The organism is Pandoraea sp. E26 (assembly GCF_000681415.1).
Lineage (GTDB): Bacteria > Pseudomonadota > Gammaproteobacteria > Burkholderiales > Burkholderiaceae > Pandoraea > Pandoraea pnomenusa.
In genome coordinates, this window is record NZ_AYXJ01000063.1 from 1 (window position 1) to 1,070 (window position 1,070).

Annotated in this window: 1 protein-coding gene; it reads right to left on the reverse strand. The window is 65.5% G+C overall.

The annotated features are described in order from the left end of the window. Window positions 1–1,070, reverse strand: a 1,070-nt coding sequence (locus W930_RS0124990; RefSeq protein WP_028731407.1) for an MFS transporter, incomplete at both ends; no start/stop codon positions are given.

Consider the following 1,070-nt stretch of genomic DNA (forward strand, 5'->3'; position numbering starts at 1 on the left):
GCCGTATTGCTTCGAGAGCATGCCGATGAGGAACGGAAACAGCGCGCCGACGGCACGGCCGACGTTGTAGCAGAAGCCCTGGCCGGAACCGCGCACTCGCGTCGGGAACAGTTCCGTGAGGAATGCGCCCATGCCGCTGAAAATGCCCGAGGCGAAGAAACCCAACGGGAAGCCGAGCCAGAACATGGCGCTGTCGGTGAGCGGCAGCGAGGTGTACGAGAACGCGATCACCATCGAGCCCACGGCAAACAGGATGAAGTTTGGTTTGCGCCCGAGCCGGTCGGTCAGATACGAGCTCGCCAGGTAGCCGACCCACGACCCGAAGATGATCATCGCCAGGTAGCCGCCGGTGCCCATGACCGTGAGATGGCGCTCCGTCTTCAGGTACGTGGGCAGCCACGTGGTGATGGCGTAGTAGCCACCTTGCGCGCCGGTCGTGAGCAATGCCGCGCGGATCGTCGTCGAGAGCAGTGCCGGGCTGAAGATCGCGGCCAGACCGGGGCCGGCATCGGACGTCGACTGCTTGGCCTTCTCCTTCTGGTAGACCTCGGGTTCCTGCACATAGCGACGGATGAAGAGCACGAGCAAGGCCGGCAGCAGGCCGATCAGGAACAGCGCGCGCCAGGCGAGTTCGGCGGGCATGAGCGAGAACAGCACGGCATAGAGAATGGCCGTCAGGCCCCATCCGATGGCCCAGCCCGATTGCACCAGCCCAACGGCCTTGCCCCGGTCGCGAGCGCGAATGACTTCGCCGATCAGCACGGCGCCCGCCGTCCACTCCCCGCCGAAGCCGAAGCCCATCAATGCGCGGGCGGCGAGCAACTGGTGGTAGCTCTGCGCGAGACCGCACAGGCCGGTAAACACCGCGAACCACAGCACCGTAAGCTGCAACGTGCGCACGCGGCCGATGCGATCCGACAGAATGCCGGCGACCCAACCACCAAGCGCGGACGCGAGCAGCGTGAGCGTGCCGATGAAGCCCGCGTCGGCCAGGCTGATGCCCCACGTCGCCACGAGCGTCGGAATCACGAAGCTCAGCATTTGGGTATCCATGCCGTCGAGCATGTAGC